We start from the raw sequence: 17271 nt of genomic DNA, 5'->3' as shown, positions 1-17271 counted from the left end.
TTATTGCGCGCAGGCAGCAAATGCAGCGTTTCTGGACGGTTTCGGCCACCGCGGCGTCGAATTCGGCCGCACTTTTATAAAATTGCTGCATTGCCGAAGAGGGCGATTCGCGCTATAATTTGGAAGTTTAACCATTCACACATCAGCCGTAGCGACTACCCACCATCCCTCATTCAACTTGGCCTCCAAGCCCTGGCGACACACACCTGCCCAGGACCATTGGATGTCGGTCTGACGTGGCGCAGCTACGGTAACTTTATTGGGAGTTACCCTTGCCGCCATTTTTTTCTGGCCCAGCCGTCCCAGCCGTCCTGGCTCTCGCAGACGGAACGATTTTCAAAGGATATTCCATTGGCGCAGTCGGCCATACGACCGGCGAAGTGGTGTTTAACACCGCGATCACCGGCTACCAGGAAATCCTCACCGACCCCAGCTATTCGCGTCAGATCGTCACCCTGACGTATCCGCACATCGGCAACTACGGCGTCAACCCTGCCGACGTGGAAGCCTCCAAAGTCCACGCCGCCGGCCTGATCATCCGCGACCTGCCGCTGCTGGCCTCGAATTTCCGTTCCACCCAATCGCTGTCGGACTACCTGAAGCAGGAAAATGTCGTGGCCATCGCCGGCATCGACACCCGCAAGCTGACCCGCATCCTGCGCGAAAAGGGCGCGCAAGCGGGCGCCATCCTGACCGGCAGCGCAGGCGCGGAGCCGTCCACCGCCCAGGCGCTGGAACTGGCGCGCTCCTTCCCGGGCCTGGCGGGCATGGACCTGGCCAAGGTGGTCTCGGTGAAAGAGCCGTACGAATTCCTTGAGACCGAGTGGAAGCTGGGCCAGGGCTTCGGCAAGCAAGAGAATCCCCAATACCACGTGGTCGCCTTCGACTACGGCGTCAAGCGCAACATCCTGCGCATGCTGGCCGAGCGCGGCTGCAAGGTTACCGTGCTGCCGGCGCAAGCCACCGCCGAAGACGCGCTGGCGCTGAACCCGGACGGCATCTTCCTGGCCAACGGCCCCGGCGACCCGGAACCCTGCGACTACGCCATCAAGGCTTCGCGCGAACTGATCGAGAAGGGCATCCCGACCTTCGGCATCTGCCTGGGCCACCAGATCATGGCCCTGGCCTCGGGCGCCAAGACGATGAAGATGAAGTTCGGCCACCACGGCGCGAACCACCCGGTGCAGGACCTCGATTCGAAGAAGGTCCTGATCACCTCGCAGAACCACGGCTTCGCCGTCGACCCGGAAACCCTCCCGGCCAACTGCCGCGTGACCCACGTGTCGCTGTTCGACGGCTCGCTGCAGGGCTTCGAGCGCCTAGATAAGCCGGCCTTCTGCTTCCAGGGCCACCCGGAAGCCTCGCCCGGCCCGACCGACGTCGCCTATCTGTTTGATCGCTTCATCAGCCTGATGCAAGCCCGTGGAGAAGAAATAAATGCAGAGGAAAAAGTAAATGCCTAAGCGTAGTGATATCAAAAGCATCCTGATTATCGGCGCGGGCCCGATCGTCATCGGCCAGGCGGTCGAATTCGACTACTCGGGCGCCCAGGCCTGCAAGGCCCTGCGCGAAGAAGGCTACAAGGTCATCCTGGTCAACTCGAACCCGGCGACCATCATGACCGACCCGGAAACGGCCGACGTGACCTACATCGAGCCGATCACCTGGAAGGTCGTCGAGCGCATCATCGAAAAAGAGCGTCCGGACGCGATCCTGCCGACCATGGGCGGCCAGACCGCGCTGAACTGCGCGCTCGACCTGCACCGCAACGGCGTGCTGGACAAGTACAAGGTGGAACTGATCGGCGCCACGCCGGAAGCCATCGACAAGGCCGAGGACCGCGCCAAGTTCAAGGACGCGATGACCAAGATCGGCCTGGGTTCGGCCCGTTCGGGCGTCGCCCACTCGATGGAAGAATCGTGGGCCGTGCAGCGCGAGCTGGGCTTCCCGACCATCATCCGTCCGTCCTTCACCATGGGCGGCAGCGGCGGCGGCATCGCCTACAACGAAGAAGAATTCGAAGCGATCTGCAAGCGGGGCCTGGAAGCCTCGCCGACCAACGAGCTGCTGATCGAAGAATCGCTGCTCGGCTGGAAAGAGTACGAGATGGAAGTGGTCCGCGACAAGAAGGACAACTGCATCATCATCTGCTCGATCGAAAACCTGGACCCGATGGGCGTGCACACCGGCGACTCGATCACCGTGGCGCCGGCGCAGACCCTGACGGACAAGGAATACCAGATCATGCGCAATGCGTCGATCAACGTCCTGCGCGAGATCGGCGTCGACACCGGCGGCTCGAACGTGCAGTTCGCGATCAACCCGAAGGACGGCCGCATGATCGTCATCGAGATGAACCCGCGTGTCTCGCGTTCCTCGGCGCTGGCCTCGAAGGCCACCGGCTTCCCGATCGCTAAGGTCGCGGCCAAGCTGGCCGTCGGCTTCACCCTCGATGAGCTGCGCAACGAGATCACCGGCGGCGCGACCCCGGCCTCGTTCGAACCTTCGATCGACTACGTGGTCACCAAGATCCCGCGCTTCACTTTCGAGAAATTCCCGACCGCCGACAAGCACCTGACCACCCAGATGAAATCGGTGGGCGAGGTGATGGCGATGGGCCGCACCTTCCAGGAATCCTTCCAGAAGGCCCTGCGCGGCCTGGAAGTGGGCGTGGACGGCCTGAACGAAAAGACCCGCGACCGCGAAAAGATCGAAGAGGAGCTCGGCGAGCCGGGTCCGGACCGCATCTGGTACGTGGGCGACGCATTCGCCCAGGGCTTCACCCTGGAAGAAGTGCACAACCTGACCAAGATCGACATGTGGTTCCTGGTGCAGATCAAGGAGATCGTGGACATCGAGCTGTGGCTCGAGACCCAGACCCTGGAAGCCCTGGACAAGCCGCTGCTCTATAAACTGAAGCAGAAGGGCTTCTCGGACCGCCGCATGGCCTTCCTGCTGAAGACCACGCCGGCAAGCGTGCGCGCGCGCCGTCACGCCCTGGGCATCCGCCCGGTGTACAAGCGCGTCGACACCTGCGCCGCGGAGTTCGCGACCAACACCGCCTACATGTACTCGACCTACGACGAGGAGTGCGAGTCCAACCCGACCGACAAGAAGAAGATCATGGTGCTGGGCGGCGGTCCTAACCGCATCGGCCAGGGCATCGAGTTCGACTACTGCTGCGTGCACGCGGCCCTCGCCATGCGCGAAGACGGCTACGAGACCATCATGGTCAACTGCAATCCGGAGACCGTCTCGACCGACTACGACACCTCGGACCGCCTGTACTTCGAGTCGCTGACCCTGGAAGACGTGCTGGAAATCGTGGAACTGGAAAAGCCGGTGGGCGTGATCGTCCAGTACGGCGGCCAGACCCCGCTGAAGCTGGCGCTCGACCTGGAAGCCAACGGCGTGCCGATCGTCGGCACCTCGCCGGACATGATCGACGCCGCCGAAGACCGCGAGCGCTTCCAGCAGCTGCTGCAAAAGCTCGGCTTGCGCCAGCCGCCGAACCGCACCGCGCGCACCGAAGCCGAGGCGCTCGAACTGGCCCAGGAAATCGGCTACCCGCTGGTGGTGCGCCCGTCCTACGTGCTGGGCGGCCGCGCGATGGAAATCGTCCATGAGCAGCGCGACCTGGAGCGCTACATGCGCGAAGCGGTCAAGGTCTCGAACGATTCGCCGGTGCTGCTGGACCGCTTCCTGAACGACGCCATCGAAGTCGACGTCGACTGCATCTCGGACGGCGAAGCCACCTTCATCGGCGGCGTGATGGAACACATCGAACAGGCCGGCGTGCACTCGGGCGACTCGGCCTGCTCGCTGCCGCCGTACTCCCTGTCGCAGTCGACCATCGATGAACTGAAGCACCAGACCTCGCTGATGGCCAAGGCCCTGAACGTGGTCGGCCTGATGAACGTGCAGTTCGCGATCCAGCAGACCGAAGTCGAGGGCAAGCTTGTCGACACCGTCTACGTCCTGGAAGTGAACCCGCGCGCCTCGCGCACCGTGCCTTTCGTGTCGAAGGCGACGGGGCTGCAGCTTGCAAAAATAGCGGCGCGCTGCATGGTGGGCCAGACCCTGGCCCAGCAAGGCATCACCACCGAAGTCGTGCCGCCGTTCTACAGCGTCAAGGAAGTCGTGTTCCCGTTCGTGAAATTCCCGGGCGTGGACACCATCCTGGGACCGGAGATGAAGTCGACCGGCGAAGTGATGGGCGTGGGCCAGACCTTCGGCGAAGCCTTCGTGAAGTCTCAGCTGGCGGCCGGCATCATCCTGCCGAAGAGCGGTGTGGTGTTCCTGTCGGTGAAGGCCTCGGACAAGCCGCGCGCCGTCGGCGTGGCGCGCGAACTGGTCAAGCTGGGCTTCTCGCTGGTGGCGACCAAGGGAACCGCGGCCGTGATCGCGGCGGCCGGCATCCCGGTGCGCCCGGTGAACAAGGTCCTGGAAGGCCGTCCGCACGTGGTCGACATGATCAAGAACCGCGAGATCGTCATGGTCGTGAATACGGTGGAAGAAAAGCGTTCGGCGATCACCGACTCGCGCACCATCCGTACCTCGGCCCTGCAATCGCGCGTGGTGACCTATACCACCATCGCGGGCGCGGAAGCGGCGATCGAGGGCATGTCCCACATCGACGAACTGCGTGTGTACGATTTACAAGGCCTCCATAACACCTTAAACTAAGCGGCAAGTAGTACCCGCTTCAGAATAAAACCACAGAGCTCGCGCGGCCGTGCGCCGTGTGCCTCTGTGGTTTTCACTTTGAGTGGCGGGTATGGGCCTCTAACGATTGAAACAGAAGACCATGAACACTCCATTGACCAAATACGGCGCTGAACTTCTCAAGGAAGAACTGCACCAGCTTAAGACCAAGGAGCGCCGCATCGTGATCGACGCGATCGCCGAGGCGCGTTCGCATGGCGACCTGTCCGAAAACGCCGAGTACGATGCCGCCAAGGAGCGCCAGGCTTTCGTCGAAGGCCGCATCGCCGAGCTGGAAGGCAAGCTGAGCACCGCCCAGATCATCGACCCGGCCACCCTGGACGCGGAAGGCCGCGTGGTGTTCGCCTCGACCGTCGACCTGGAAGACCTGGACAGCGGCCAAAAGGTCAGCTACCAGATCGTCGGCATCGATGAAGCCGACCTGAAGATGAACAAGGTGTCGGTGACTTCGCCGATCGCCCGTGCGCTGATCGGTAAATACGCCGGCGACGTGGTCGAAGTGCAGGCCCCGTCGGGTCCGCGCGAGTACGAGATCCTGGAAGTCCGCTACGTCTGATGGCTGTCGACGCCGCGCCTGTCCAGGCAGTCCGTTCAGGCGGACGCCTGGCCGGCGCGCGCCTGTTGCTGGCCTGCCTGTGGGCGGGCGGCCTGTGGGCGCTGGGCTATATCGCGGCGCCGGCGGCGTTTGCTGTCCTGCCGAGCAAGCTGGCGGGCGATGTCGTGTCGGTGCTCCTGAGCCGCCAGGCCTGGCTGTCGATTGCCTGCGCCATGCTGTTGCTGGTGCTGCTGAAGTTTTCGGCTGATCTGCCGCCTGCCAGGCGGCGTTTCCTGGGCTGGCTGGTGCTGGCGATGCTGGCGTGTACGCTGGTGATCTTTGTCGGGCTGCAGCCCGCCATGGCCCACCTGCGCGAGCTGGCGGGAGCGGGCGGGGTGAGGGCGTCTCCGTACTGGACCCAGTTCGCGGTGATGCATGGGGTGTCGCAGCTGTTCCATCTGGTGGAGAGCTTGCTGGGGGCTTGGCTGATTCTGAAGAGCCGTTGAGCCTCTATTTGACCCGCTGCCCCGGCACGTCGTTCCGGCGAAGGCCGGAACCCAATTCCCTTGAATACTGAGATTATCGGCTTGCACCGGTCAGGGTGAAAGCGAAAGAAAGTGGTTTGCAGCGAACTTGGGTTCCGGCCTGCGCCGGAACGACGGATTAACGGTTGCGTGTCGAAACGATAAGCTCGGCCATTCTGACGACAGACGAAAAAAAACCGGGTCACCCCGGTTTTCATCACTTGTTCAGCGAATTTTTCTTGGTACTGGTCTGACGCGGCTTGGCGCGCTTGATGTTGCCGCCCGCCGTCACGCGTTCATTCCCCTTGAGCATGACCTTGGTGACGCTCGGCTTCTTGGTGCCGCTGGCGCTGGCCTTGACGATGGTGACTTCGCGCATGCCGGGGCCCGACTTGCCGCTGCGTTCCTTGACGGCTTCTTTCTTCGGGCGGTACAGCACCAGCAGCTTGCCGATGTGCTGGACCGGCGCCGCGCCCAGTTCCTCGCAGATCTGTTCGTACATGGCGACACGTTCCTCGCGCTCGTCGCCGAACACGCGGACCTTGATCAGGCCGTGGGCGTCCAGGCTCGAGGAGATTTCTTTCATGACGGCTTCGGTCAGGCCCTCGCCGCCGATCATGACGACAGGATTGAGTCCATGGGCTTCCGCGCGCAGTGCGCTGCGCTCGGCCGGAGTGAGTTTAAGCATAATATTTTTTGGAAGTACCTTTAAAAGCAGTATTCTACGCGAATGGCCAAGAACAAATTAAACAAAAACTGGTTGCACGACCACATTAACGATCCGTACGTCAAATTGGCGCAAAAAGAGGGCTACCGCGCCCGCGCCGCCTACAAGCTCAAGGAAATCGACGAAAGCGAAAAGCTGATCAAGCCGGGCCAGGTCATCGTCGACCTCGGCTGCACCCCCGGCAGCTGGGCCCAGTACACCCGCCGCAAGCTGGCGGGCAAGGAGGGCGGCGGCATCCACGGCACCATCATCGGCCTCGACATCCTGCCGATGGAGCCGGTGGCCGACGTGCATTTCATCCAGGGCGACTTCCGCGAAGAGGAAATCCTCGACCATCTCGACGAAGTCCTGGGCGGCCGCAAGGCCGACCTGGTGCTGTCCGACATGGCGCCCAACCTGTCCGGCATTCCGCACGCGGACGCGGCGCGCATGGAGCATTTGATCGACCTGGCTATTGAGTTTTCTCAATTGCACCTGAAGCCGAGTGGCGCATTACTGGTAAAGTGCTTTAAAGACATGGGCTTCACCCAGATCCTGGAAAAGTTTCGGGAGGAATTCCGCACCGTCAAACAGGTCAAACCCAAGGCCAGCCGCGACAAATCGTCCGAAATTTTCCTGCTGGGCCGTGGATTGAAACATCCGGCCGGGCCGAAATCGGGCGATGACGATAGTGAAGACTCTTGATTTTTCGCGAGCAAGCCACACATCAGCCGCGTGAGGCTGGCACGACGCAAACGCTTGCGTATGCATGTCGAACTTAAAATTATGGCATTTCAGCACTATTGCTTGCGTTGCGTGGCGGCGTCGGCTTATTGCGGTTAAAATCGTCGTACTGTAATCGGTAGAGATGCAGAACGCATCGGAGGAGTTCTCGTGAATAATATGTTTTCCAAATCCGCCATCTGGGTGGTGGTCGCACTGCTGCTGTTCATGCTGTTCAAGCAGTTCGACACCCATAGCGTGGCTGGCGGCAGCAAGACCATCGCTTATTCCGAGCTGCTCGACGATGTGAAGGCACGCCGCATCAAGGACGTCGTGATCGAGGGCTCGAACATCACCGCGACCCGCACCGACGATTCCAAGGTGCGCGCGACCGCGACCATCCTCGACCGCGGCCTGATCGGCGACCTGCGCGAGAACGGCGTGCGCTTCGACGTCAAGCCGCCCGAGGAACCGTCCTTCCTGCAGCAGGTCTTCATCTCCTGGTTCCCGATGCTGCTCCTGATCGGCGTGTGGGTCTTCTTCATGCGCCAGATGCAGGGCGGCGGCAAGGGCGGCGCTTTCTCCTTCGGCAAGTCGAAGGCGCGCATGCTCGATGAAACCAACAACACCGTGACCTTCTCCGACGTCGCCGGCTGCGACGAGGCGAAGGAAGAAGTGGGCGAGATCGTCGACTTCCTGAAGGACCCGACCAAGTTCCAGAAACTGGGCGGCCGCATCCCGCGCGGCGTGCTGATGGTCGGTCCTCCGGGTACCGGCAAGACCCTGCTGGCGCGCGCCATCGCCGGCGAAGCGAAAGTGCCGTTCTTCTCGATCTCGGGTTCCGACTTCGTCGAGATGTTCGTCGGCGTGGGTGCGTCCCGCGTGCGCGACATGTTCGAGAACGCCAAGAAGCACTCGCCCTGCATCATCTTCATCGACGAGATCGACGCGGTCGGCCGTCACCGCGGCGCCGGCATGGGCGGCGGCAACGACGAGCGCGAACAGACCCTGAACCAGCTACTGGTCGAGATGGACGGCTTCGAAGCCTCCTCGGGCGTGATCGTGATCGCCGCGACCAACCGCGCCGACGTGCTGGACAAGGCGCTGCTGCGTCCGGGCCGTTTCGACCGCCAGGTGATGGTCGGCCTGCCGGACATCCGCGGCCGCGAGCAGATCCTCAACGTGCATATGCGCAAGGTCCCGATCGGCACCGACGTCAAGGCCGACATCCTGGCGCGCGGCACCCCGGGCTTCTCGGGCGCCGACCTGGCCAACCTGGTCAACGAGGCCGCGCTGTTCGCCGCGCGCCGCAGCAAGCGCCTGGTCGAGATGATCGACTTCGAGGACGCCAAGGACAAGATCTTCATGGGCCCGGAACGCAAGTCCATGGTCATGCGCGAGGAAGAGCGCCGCAACACGGCCTACCACGAGTCGGGCCACGCGGTGGTCGCCAAGCTGTTGCCGAAGGCCGATCCGGTGCACAAGGTCACCATCATGCCGCGCGGCTATGCCCTGGGCCTGACCTGGCAGCTGCCTGAGCACGACAACCTGTCCGGCTACAAGGACAAGATGCTGGAAGAGATTTCGATCCTGTTCGGCGGCCGCATCGCCGAAGAGATCTTCGTCGGCCAGATGTCGACCGGCGCCTCGAACGACTTCGCCCGCGCCACCAAGCTGGCCCGCTCGATGGTGACCCGCTTCGGCATGTCCGAGAGCATGGGCGTGATGGTCTACGAAGACAGCGAGAACGACGGCTTCTTCGGCGGCAGCACCAAGACCATCTCGGAGGCGACCCAGCAAAAGGTGGACGCCGAGATCCGCGCCATCCTCGACACGCAGTACGCCCTGGCGCGCCGCCTGCTCGAAGAAAACCGCGAGAAGGTCGAGATGATGACCAAGGCGCTGCTCGACTGGGAAACCATCGACGCCGAGCAGATCAACGACATCATGGCCGGCCGCGAGCCGCGCCAGCCGAAGGCCGGCCTGCTGACCAAGCGTACGCCGCCGGGCGACAGCGGCCCGGGTGGCGTGGCGCCGAACGCCACCGCACCGGCCTGATGCGCTGATCCGTTTCTCCAAGAGGCATCCGACAGGATGCCTCTTGTACGTTAACGCCACTTACTCCCTGTATGTCCAAGAACCTGCACTGCGGCCGTTTCAGCTTCCCGCTGGAAGGCCCGGACGCCGGGATGCCCGTCGTGATGGGCATCCTGAACGTCACTCCCGATTCCTTTTCCGATGGCGGCCGCTACCAGGGGCTGGAATTCGCCATGTCGCACGCCGAGGAGATGATCCGCGACGGCGCCACCATGATCGACATCGGCGGCGAGTCGACCCGCCCCGGTTCGCCCAGCGTGCCGCTGGATGAGGAACTGCGCCGCGTGATGCCCGCGCTGTACGCGCTCAAGACCCTGGATGTGGCCCTGTCCGTCGATACCTGCAAGCCGGAGGTCATGCGCGAAGCCCTGATCGCGGGCGCCGACATGATCAACGACATCAACGGCTTCCGGGCGCCCGGGGCGATCGAGGCGGTGCAGGACAGCGATTGCGGCCTGTGCATCATGCACATGCAGGCCACGCCGGAGACCATGCAGCAGGCGCCGCAGTACAACGATGTCGTGGCCGAGGTGATCGCATTCCTGGGCGAGCGGGTGAAGGCAATGACGGCCGCCGGGATCGCGCGCGAACGCCTCTGCCTCGACCCCGGTTTCGGCTTCGGCAAGACCGTCGAGCATAATTACGCCTTGCTGCGCCACCTGGCGCGCATCCGCGACGAGCTCGGCCTGCCCGTACTGGCAGGGATGTCGCGCAAGTCCATGATCGGGGCCGTCACCGGGCGCCCGGTCGAGCAGCGTGTCGCCGGCAGCATTGGGGCGGCATTGGCTGCGGTAGCGCATGGCGCTAGAATTGTGCGTGTGCATGATGTAGCAGACACCGTCGATGCCCTGAAAGTGTGGCATGCGGCGACCATCGATTAATCAAGGAAAGAAAAGAAGACAAGAATGGCACGCAAATATTTCGGTACGGACGGCGTCCGTGGACTCGTGGGCGTTGCGCCGATTACCCCGGATTTCGTCATGCGCCTCGGCTATGCCGCCGGCACGGTGCTGGTGAAAGGCGCCAAGTCGAGCAGCGGCCGTCCGGTCGTGCTGATCGGTAAAGACACCCGTATTTCCGGCTACATGCTGGAAGCCGCGCTGGAAGCGGGCTTCTCGGCCGCCGGCGTGGACGTGATGCTGGCCGGCCCGATGCCGACCCCGGCGATCGCCTACCTGACCCGCGCGCTGCGCCTGCAGGCCGGCGTCGTGATCTCGGCCTCGCACAACCCCTTCCAGGACAACGGCATCAAGTTCTTCTCGGAACACGGCACCAAGCTGCCGGACGCCGTCGAACTCGAGATCGAAGCGGCGATCGACCAGCCGATGGGCTGCGTGCCCTCGGACAAACTCGGCCGCGCGACCCGCCTGCGCGACGCCCAGGGCCGCTACATCGAATTCTGCAAGAGCACCTTCCCGAACGAACTGGACCTGCGCGGCCTGAAGATCGTGGTCGACAGCGCCAACGGCGCCGCCTACAACATCGCCCCGCACGTGTTCCACGAACTCGGCGCCGAGGTGATCTCGATCGGCGCCCAGCCGGACGGCTTCAACATCAATGACGGCGTCGGCGCCACCGCGCCCAAGGCGCTGTCGGAAGCGGTCGTGAGCAACAAGGCCGACCTCGGCATCGCCCTGGACGGCGACGCCGACCGCCTGATCATGGTCGACGCCAACGGCCGCATCTACAACGGCGACGAACTGCTATACGTGATGGTGCGCGACCGCATGGCGACCGGCCCGGTGGCCGGCGCCGTCGGCACCCTGATGACCAATATGGCGCTGGAAGTGGCCTTCAAGCAGATGGGCGTCGGCTTCGCGCGCGCCAAGGTCGGCGACCGCTACGTGCTGGAAGTGATGAAGGAACGCGGATGGCTGCTGGGCGGCGAGGGCTCGGGCCACCTGCTGGCCCTGGACAAGCACACCACCGGCGACGGTATCGTCTCGGCACTGCAGGTGCTGTCGGCGCTCAAGCGCGACAACAAGGGGCTGGCCGAGTGCTGCGCCGAGCTCAAGCTCTATCCGCAGACCCTGATCAACAAGAAAGTGCCGGCCGGTTTCGACTGGACCAAGGACGCGGCCCTGGTGGCGGAAAAGGAAGCCGTCGAGCGCGAATTGGGCGACGGCGGCCGCGTGCTGATCCGCGCCTCGGGCACCGAGCCCCTGATCCGCGTCATGGTGGAAGCCAAGGAAGCGGACGTCGCGGAAAGCATGGCGCGCCGCATCGCCGACAAGCTGGCGGCTTGACAGGCGTCAAGCACGATTGAAGGCCGTCACCGGCTTCAATCGTGTCCGGGTTGGCGCGGCGCTCCTTCGGGAGTATCATGAAATCGCGTCGGAGTGTAGCGCAGCCCGGTAGCGCACCTGCTTTGGGAGCAGGGGGTCCAAGGTTCGAATCCTTGTACTCCGACCAGCCGGACAAACAAACAGGCCGTCCACGACGGCCTGTTTTTCGTGCGTCTCCAGCATGCCCACCAAGTTTGCACACTGAGTAGTGCCGTGTTGCAAGCCCCCGCTTGGCGCGCTATAGTAGCGCCTCTCTTCATTCCGCCCTTAGCTCAGTTGGATAGAGCAACAGCCTTCTAAGCTGTGGGTCGGGGGTTCGATTCCCTCAGGGCGGGCCAGTTTCCTTCGCCGACCCGCCCGTCGGATCTTCATCACGCAGCGCGGTCGTCCAGGCCGGAGCGCGTGCGCCACAGCGAATAGCCGATACCCGCCGCGATCAGCACCGCCGTCACCGCCAGCGACAGGCTGGCCGGCACCTTGCCGTCGAACACGAAGTCCCCCAGGAAGATCTTGGAACCGATGAACACCAGCACCGCCGCCAGCGAGTATTTCAGGTAGGTGAAGCGTTCCACCATGGCCGCCAGCGCGAAGTACAGGGCGCGCAGGCCGAGCACCGCAAAGATATTCGAGGTGTAGACGATGAAGGGATCGCTGGTGATGGCGAAGATCGCCGGCACGCTGTCGACCGCGAAGATCACGTCCGTTATCTCGACCATGCACAGCGCCAGGAACAGCGGCGTGGCCAGCAGCAGCGTATGTCCCGGGCGGGCCGGATCCGGCTCGCGCACCAGGAAGGCGTTGCCGCGCATGCCCTCGGTCATGCGCAGGCGGCCTTTCAGCCATTTCAGCACGGCGCTGTCGCGGATCTGGTCCGGATTGTCGGAAGCGAAGAACATCTTGATGCCGGTGATCACCAGGATCGCGCCGAAGATGTACAGCACCCAGTAGTAGCTGGCCACCAGCGCCGAGCCCGCACCGATCATGATGCCGCGGGTCAGGATCACGCCCAGGATGCCCCAGAACAGCACCCGGTGCTGGTAGGCCGCCGGGATCGCCAGGGTCGCGAAGATCAGCGATATCACGAAGATATTGTCCAGCGACAGGCTCTTCTCGATCAGGAAGCCCGTGTAGAAGTGCAGGGCCTTTTCGCTGCCGAAGGCGTGCCAGACCCATAGGCCGAAGGCCAGGCCGGCCGCGATGTAGAGGGCCGACAGCTTGAGGCTTTCACGCACGCCGATGACGTGGTCATCCTTGTTGAGCACGCCCAGATCGAAGGCGAGCAGCGCCACCACGATGGCGACGAAGCTCGCCCACATCCAGACGGGTGCGCCGAGCCAGACGGTATAGAGCAGATCCATGATGTCCTCCTGGCGTCGTCAGCTGTCGGCGGGTTCGAGGGCCGGCATCCACGCGTGGGTCGCTCGGCGCAGCAGCCGGCGTTCGCGGTGGTCGATCACCTTGTCGGCGCGCACGATGTCGAGCATGCCCTGCAGTACCAGCACGCGCAGCAGGGGTGCGTCGACCTCGGCCAGCAGGCGGTCGATGGTCTCGGGATCGAGTTCCACCTCGCCGCCGCTCGCGCCCGCCTGGCGCGCGCTCGCCGCCGCCAGCAGGTCCTGGCAGAGTTCGCCGGCAGTCTCGTCGAAGATGTCCTCGCTGACCTCCAGCCGGCGCAGCAGGCCGCTGTGGTGCAGCGCCTTGAGTTCCTGCGGCGCCAGCCGTCCGTCGATGATCATCGCCAGCGCGAGCAGGCGCGAAATGGCTTTATGGCTGTTGGGGGCATAGGTTCTCATGGCAATCCTCTCGGGTGGTGAACTGGAACACCCACTATACGAAGCGACAATGCGAAAGTAAAATCGAATAAACTTTCGCAATCATCAAATTTTTTGGATGGATTCGCCGGTGATCAATTACAAGCACCTGCAGTACTTTCACGTGGTCGCCACCACCGGCACCGTGGTGCGGGCCGCCCAGCAGCTGCATGTCTCGGCGCAAGCCATCAGTACCCAGCTGCAGGTGCTCGAGGCCCAGCTGGGCGAGGAACTGTTCCGCAAGAAGGGGCGCCTGCTGGAGCTGACCGAGGCAGGCAAGACCGTGCTGCAGTATGCCGAGCAGATTTTCAGCATCGGCAACGAACTCGAGCAGGCGATCCGGCGCGGCGTCTTCACCGGGGCCGAAACCCTGCGCGTCGGCATCTGCGACGTGATACCCAAGACCATGGCTTTCCGCCTGCTGCAGCCTGCCCGCGACGCCGGCCTGGCGATGCGCCTGGTGTGCCGCGAGGGCCGCTTCGCCGACCTGGTCCAGGAATTGAGCGCGCACCGGCTCGACCTGGTCATCTCCGACCAGGGGCTGCCCCCCGGCGGCACCGTGCGCGGCCATACCCATCTGCTCGGGTCCAGTGCTGTGGCGGTCGTCGGCCATCCGGACTTGTGCCGGGCCCGGCCGGGGGCATTTCCCCAGCGCCTGAAAGAGGCGCCGTTCCTGATGCCGGGCCAGGACGCCACCCTGCACAGCCGGCTCAAGGCCTGGCTCGAAGCGCAGCGCCTGCGTCCCATCGTGGTCGGCGAATTCGACGACGGCGCGCTGCTCATGTCCTTCGCCGGCGCCGGGGCAGGCTTCATGGCGGTGCCCGCCGTGCTGGCGGCCGGCGTGTGCGGGCAATACGGCCTGGAACAGGTGGGCATCGTCGACACCATCGTCGAGCAGTTCTACGCCGTGACCGTGGAAAGGCGGGTCCATCACCCTGCGCTGCAGCGCATCCTGGACCGGGCGGGCCAGCTGTTCGAGCACGGCGGCTAGGCGCGGATTTGGGGAGGAGGGCGGCGCCGGGTTATCATGCGTGCTGCAAGCCACTGCCGCCGCCGCGGCTGCCGTCCCGCGCGCCGCCGGGACGATTCGATCGATCTTTACCTGTCACACACCATGCAGTTTCTCGATGTCCCATACGCCGACAAGGACGGCGCCAAAGCACTCGGCGCCAGATGGAATCCGACCCGCAAGCGCTGGTACGTGCCAGACGGCGTGGCGCTCGACGCCTTCGAAAAATGGCTGCCCAAGGGCGGCGCCGTCTCGCCCACGGGAAGAGTCGACGCCTACGCCGCCAAGATCGTGATCGGCGCCAACTGCATCGATTACACGCACGACTGCAATCCCTTCGAGCCTTGCGCGACCTGCGAAGCGGCGCTGGCCGGCACCGACTGGGCGGCCGCACGGCGCCGCATCGCCGAGCTCAAGCCCGGGGCCTGAACCTTCGAAGCGTACGCCTGCCCGCGCGCACGCGTGCTACTGTGCGTCAGCGCGAACCAGCCGGTTCGCCCTGACCGGAGGAACACGCATGACCCTTGCCCGACCGCTGCACCGCCTGGCCCTGGCGACGCTCTTCACATGCGCCGCAGCGCTCGCGCATGCCCAGGAGCAGGCTGAGGCCCAGGCTGAAACCCAGGCTCGGAGCCGGGCGCAGACGCAGGCCGAGGTCCCGCAAGGAGACATGTTCACCCTGCAGCTCGCGCCTGCGGCGGCGGCTTCGGGCGAGGGCAGCGTGCAGTTCATCGGCACCGCGACCGTGCTGATCCGCTTCCAGGGCTTCACCATCCTCACCGATCCGAATTTCCTGCACAAGGGCGACCATGTGCACCTGGGCTATGGCCTCAAGTCCCAGCGCCTGACCAATCCCGCCATCGCCTTCGAGAACCTGCCGCCGATCGACCTGGTCGTGCTGTCGCACCTGCACGGCGACCACTTCGACCAGCTGGTGCAGGAAAAACTGGGCCGCGCCACGCCGATCGTCACCACCAAGGAGGGCGGGGAAGGACTCAAGCGCATGGGGTTTACGCGCGTCTATGGACTGTCGGTGTGGGACCGCCTGGAAGTGCGGCGCGGGGAGGCGCGCCTGCGCGTGACGGCCACGCCGGGCCGCCATGGACCGGCCGGCGTGGCGGCCCTGCTGCCCAGGGTGATGGGGGCGGTGCTCGATTTCGGCCCGGATCCACAGGCGCCGGCCTACCGCATGTACATCAGCGGCGACACCCTCGTCTACGACGACATCAAGGCCATTCCGACCTACTTTCCGGGCATCGACCTGGCCCTGCTGCACCTGGGCGGCACCCGCATCCTCGGCGTCGTCAAGGTCACCATGGACGGCAAGGACGGGGTGCGCATGATGCAGCTGGTGCGGCCGAAGAAAACGGTGCCGATCCATTACAACGACTACGACGTGTTCAAGTCCCCGCTCGCGGAATTCGCCCGCGAAGTCCAGGCGGCCGGCCTGGAAAAGGACGTCATTTACCTGAAACACGGCGAAACCTACCAGTTCGCGCCCGCCCGGCCCTGAGCGCCGCCCCTTGTTGACACGCCGCGCAGGCGGCGCGATTCCTATCGTGCACGTCTCGCACAACGGCTGAGTAAACGCTAAGATGCCTGCTTGACAATATCGCAAGCAGAAGGGCATGCCGACAGCGAACGCACGCAGCCGACACCAGCAGCAAAGCCGCGCCGACCGGCGCCTCGCGACTGGCGTGGCGGTGTCGGTTCTGCTTCATGCGCTGCTGCTCTCGCTGCAGTTCGGCGTGCCCGGACTCGATCTCGGCAGTGGCGGGCCGATCACCGTGAGCCTGGCGCCATCCGTCCCGCCCGCGCCCTTGTCGGAGCCGCTTCCTCCGACGCCCAAGCCGGATCCTGCGCCACTGCCGGCGCCGGCGCTTGCACCTGCACCACTGGCTGCGCCGCGTCCTGCCGTCCCCGCTCCCCAGGCGCCCGTCGCCGGACTGCGCCTGGTCGATCCAGTTCCGCCCGCGCCCGCGCAAACGGCGCCTGCGCCCAAGCCCAAGGTCAAGGCCAAGGCCAAGGCCAACCCCACCAAGCGCGTGCGGCCCGTCACGCCGCGGCGGCGGGTAGCGTCAGTGACGACACCCCTGATCGCCGCCGAGGCGCGTATCGAGTCGGAGTTCGTCGTTCCGCTGCCGGAGGTCGCACCCGCGCCTGAAGCCTTGCTGGCGGATGCGGCGCCGGAGCCTGAAGCAGCGGGCGAGCCGCCTGAGCCGATCGCTCCGGACATGCCCGAAGCGGCGACCGCGCAGCGAGCGGATACCGCGGTGGAAGAACAGAGCGACCCGAACGCGCAGGCGGAGGCGGAAGCCTTGCGGCTGGCCGCCGAGGACGAAGCGCGGCGCGTTCGCGAAGAAGAAAGGGAGCGCCTGGCTGCGGCCGAACGGGAGAACGAGGCGCGCCTGCTGGAAGAGCGCCAGGCCCGGGAGCTTCTCGCGCGGCAGCAGGCCGAGCAGGCGAGGGCACAGGCCGAACAGGCCTGGGCGGACGAGGAGCACCGTGCGCGCCTGCTCGCCGAACGCCAGCGCGCCGCCGAGGAAGACGCGCGCCTCGCGCAAGAGGCAGCTGCGCAATTACGCCAGCGCGAACAGGAGGAAGTGGCGCGCCAGGTCCAGCAGCGCATGGCGGAGGAAGCGGCGGCGCGCGAGGCCCAGGTCGCGGCGCAGCGCCGCGCGCAGGAGGAACAGCGCCGGCTAGCGGAGCAGCTGGCCCAGCGCCAGCGCGAGGAAGCCCAGCGGCTGGCGCAGGAGCAGGCGGAACGCCGCCGCATCGAGGAAGCGCAGCGCCGGCTGGCGGAGGAGCGCGTCCAGCAGGAGGCCGCGGAGCGCGCCCGCGCCGAGCGCCTGGCCC

Annotated in this window: 14 protein-coding genes, 2 tRNA genes and 1 pseudogene; 14 read left to right on the top strand and 3 right to left on the bottom strand. The window is 64.8% G+C overall.

Annotation, left to right across the window (positions count from 1 at the left end; translation table 11 throughout):
* Positions 1 to 272 precede the first annotated feature (272 nt).
* From carA to J8847_RS14390, 4 genes are all read left to right on the top strand, one after another.
* Complete coding sequence (gene carA, locus J8847_RS14405) at positions 273 to 1463, top strand: glutamine-hydrolyzing carbamoyl-phosphate synthase small subunit (protein WP_211525405.1); 1191 nt, start codon at positions 273 to 275, stop codon at positions 1461 to 1463.
* Entirely contained in the window at positions 1456 to 4686 is a 3231-nt protein-coding gene (carB, locus tag J8847_RS14400) for a carbamoyl-phosphate synthase large subunit (RefSeq protein ID WP_211525404.1), read from the top strand. The genes carA and carB overlap by 8 nt, the downstream gene beginning before the upstream one ends.
* Positions 4687 to 4807: 121 nt before the next feature.
* Positions 4808 to 5281 (top strand): transcription elongation factor GreA, encoded by a 474-nt coding sequence (greA, locus tag J8847_RS14395; RefSeq protein ID WP_211525403.1) that lies wholly within the window; start codon positions 4808 to 4810, stop codon positions 5279 to 5281.
* A complete protein-coding gene (locus J8847_RS14390) occupies positions 5281 to 5766 on the top strand; it encodes a DUF4149 domain-containing protein (protein ID WP_211525402.1) in 486 nt (161 codons plus the stop codon). Before greA ends, J8847_RS14390 begins: the two co-directional genes overlap by 1 nt.
* A 235-nt stretch (positions 5767 to 6001) precedes the next feature.
* On the opposite strand, the gene yhbY is transcribed toward J8847_RS14390, so the two are convergent.
* Complete coding sequence (yhbY, locus tag J8847_RS14385; RefSeq protein WP_211525401.1) at positions 6002 to 6472, bottom strand: ribosome assembly RNA-binding protein YhbY; 471 nt, start codon at positions 6470 to 6472, stop codon at positions 6002 to 6004.
* 42 nt (positions 6473 to 6514) lie between these two features.
* Between yhbY and J8847_RS14380 the strand changes: the two genes are divergently transcribed.
* The 6 genes from J8847_RS14380 to J8847_RS14355 all read left to right on the top strand — a co-directional run bounded on the left by J8847_RS14380 (position 6515) and on the right by J8847_RS14355 (position 11933).
* Positions 6515 to 7195, top strand: a complete 681-nt coding sequence (locus J8847_RS14380; protein ID WP_211525400.1) for an RlmE family RNA methyltransferase — start codon at positions 6515 to 6517, stop codon at positions 7193 to 7195.
* Positions 7196 to 7384: 189 nt separating this feature from the next.
* Positions 7385 to 9271 (top strand): ATP-dependent zinc metalloprotease FtsH, encoded by a 1887-nt coding sequence (gene ftsH, locus J8847_RS14375; RefSeq protein WP_211525399.1) that lies wholly within the window; start codon positions 7385 to 7387, stop codon positions 9269 to 9271.
* Between the two features lie 71 nt (positions 9272 to 9342).
* The gene (gene folP, locus J8847_RS14370; protein WP_211525398.1) at positions 9343 to 10191 is read left to right on the top strand and encodes a dihydropteroate synthase; all 849 of its coding nucleotides are present in this window, start codon (positions 9343 to 9345) and stop codon (positions 10189 to 10191) included.
* A 24-nt stretch (positions 10192 to 10215) separates the two neighbouring features.
* Complete coding sequence (glmM, locus tag J8847_RS14365; RefSeq protein WP_211525397.1) at positions 10216 to 11556, top strand: phosphoglucosamine mutase; 1341 nt, start codon at positions 10216 to 10218, stop codon at positions 11554 to 11556.
* A gap of 89 nt (positions 11557 to 11645) precedes the next feature.
* Positions 11646 to 11722, top strand: a tRNA-Pro gene (locus J8847_RS14360).
* A gap of 134 nt (positions 11723 to 11856) precedes the next feature.
* Positions 11857 to 11933 (top strand) — tRNA-Arg (locus tag J8847_RS14355).
* Positions 11934 to 11966: 33 nt separating this feature from the next.
* Here J8847_RS14355 and J8847_RS14350 read toward each other — a convergent pair.
* Together J8847_RS14350 and J8847_RS14345 are read right to left on the bottom strand one after the other, a co-directional pair.
* Positions 11967 to 12953 carry a TerC family protein gene (locus tag J8847_RS14350; RefSeq protein ID WP_211525396.1) on the bottom strand — a complete coding sequence of 329 codons (987 nt, stop codon included), beginning with the start codon at positions 12951 to 12953 and terminating at the stop codon, positions 11967 to 11969.
* 18 nt (positions 12954 to 12971) lie between these two features.
* On the bottom strand, positions 12972 to 13388 hold the full coding sequence (locus J8847_RS14345) for a TerB family tellurite resistance protein (protein WP_211525395.1): 417 nt from the start codon (positions 13386 to 13388) through the stop codon (positions 12972 to 12974).
* Between the two features lie 109 nt (positions 13389 to 13497).
* Here J8847_RS14345 and J8847_RS14340 point away from each other — a divergent pair, with 109 nt between their 5' ends.
* From J8847_RS14340 to J8847_RS14325, 4 genes and pseudogenes are all read left to right on the top strand, one after another.
* Complete coding sequence (locus J8847_RS14340; protein ID WP_211525394.1) at positions 13498 to 14397, top strand: LysR family transcriptional regulator; 900 nt, start codon at positions 13498 to 13500, stop codon at positions 14395 to 14397.
* Positions 14398 to 14433: 36 nt separating this feature from the next.
* Positions 14434 to 14844: a DUF5710 domain-containing protein gene (locus J8847_RS14335; protein ID WP_229429929.1), complete on the top strand. Its 411-nt coding sequence runs from the start codon at positions 14434 to 14436 to the stop codon at positions 14842 to 14844.
* A gap of 88 nt (positions 14845 to 14932) precedes the next feature.
* On the top strand, positions 14933 to 15928 hold the full coding sequence (locus J8847_RS14330) for an MBL fold metallo-hydrolase (protein ID WP_229429928.1): 996 nt from the start codon (positions 14933 to 14935) through the stop codon (positions 15926 to 15928).
* 190 nt (positions 15929 to 16118) lie between these two features.
* Positions 16119 to 17271, top strand: a pseudogene (locus J8847_RS14325) (hypothetical protein); the annotation flags it as partial.

This window comes from Massilia sp. AB1, assembly GCF_018119385.1.
Lineage (GTDB): Bacteria > Pseudomonadota > Gammaproteobacteria > Burkholderiales > Burkholderiaceae_D > Telluria.
This window is presented reverse-complemented; position numbering and strand designations above follow the sequence as displayed.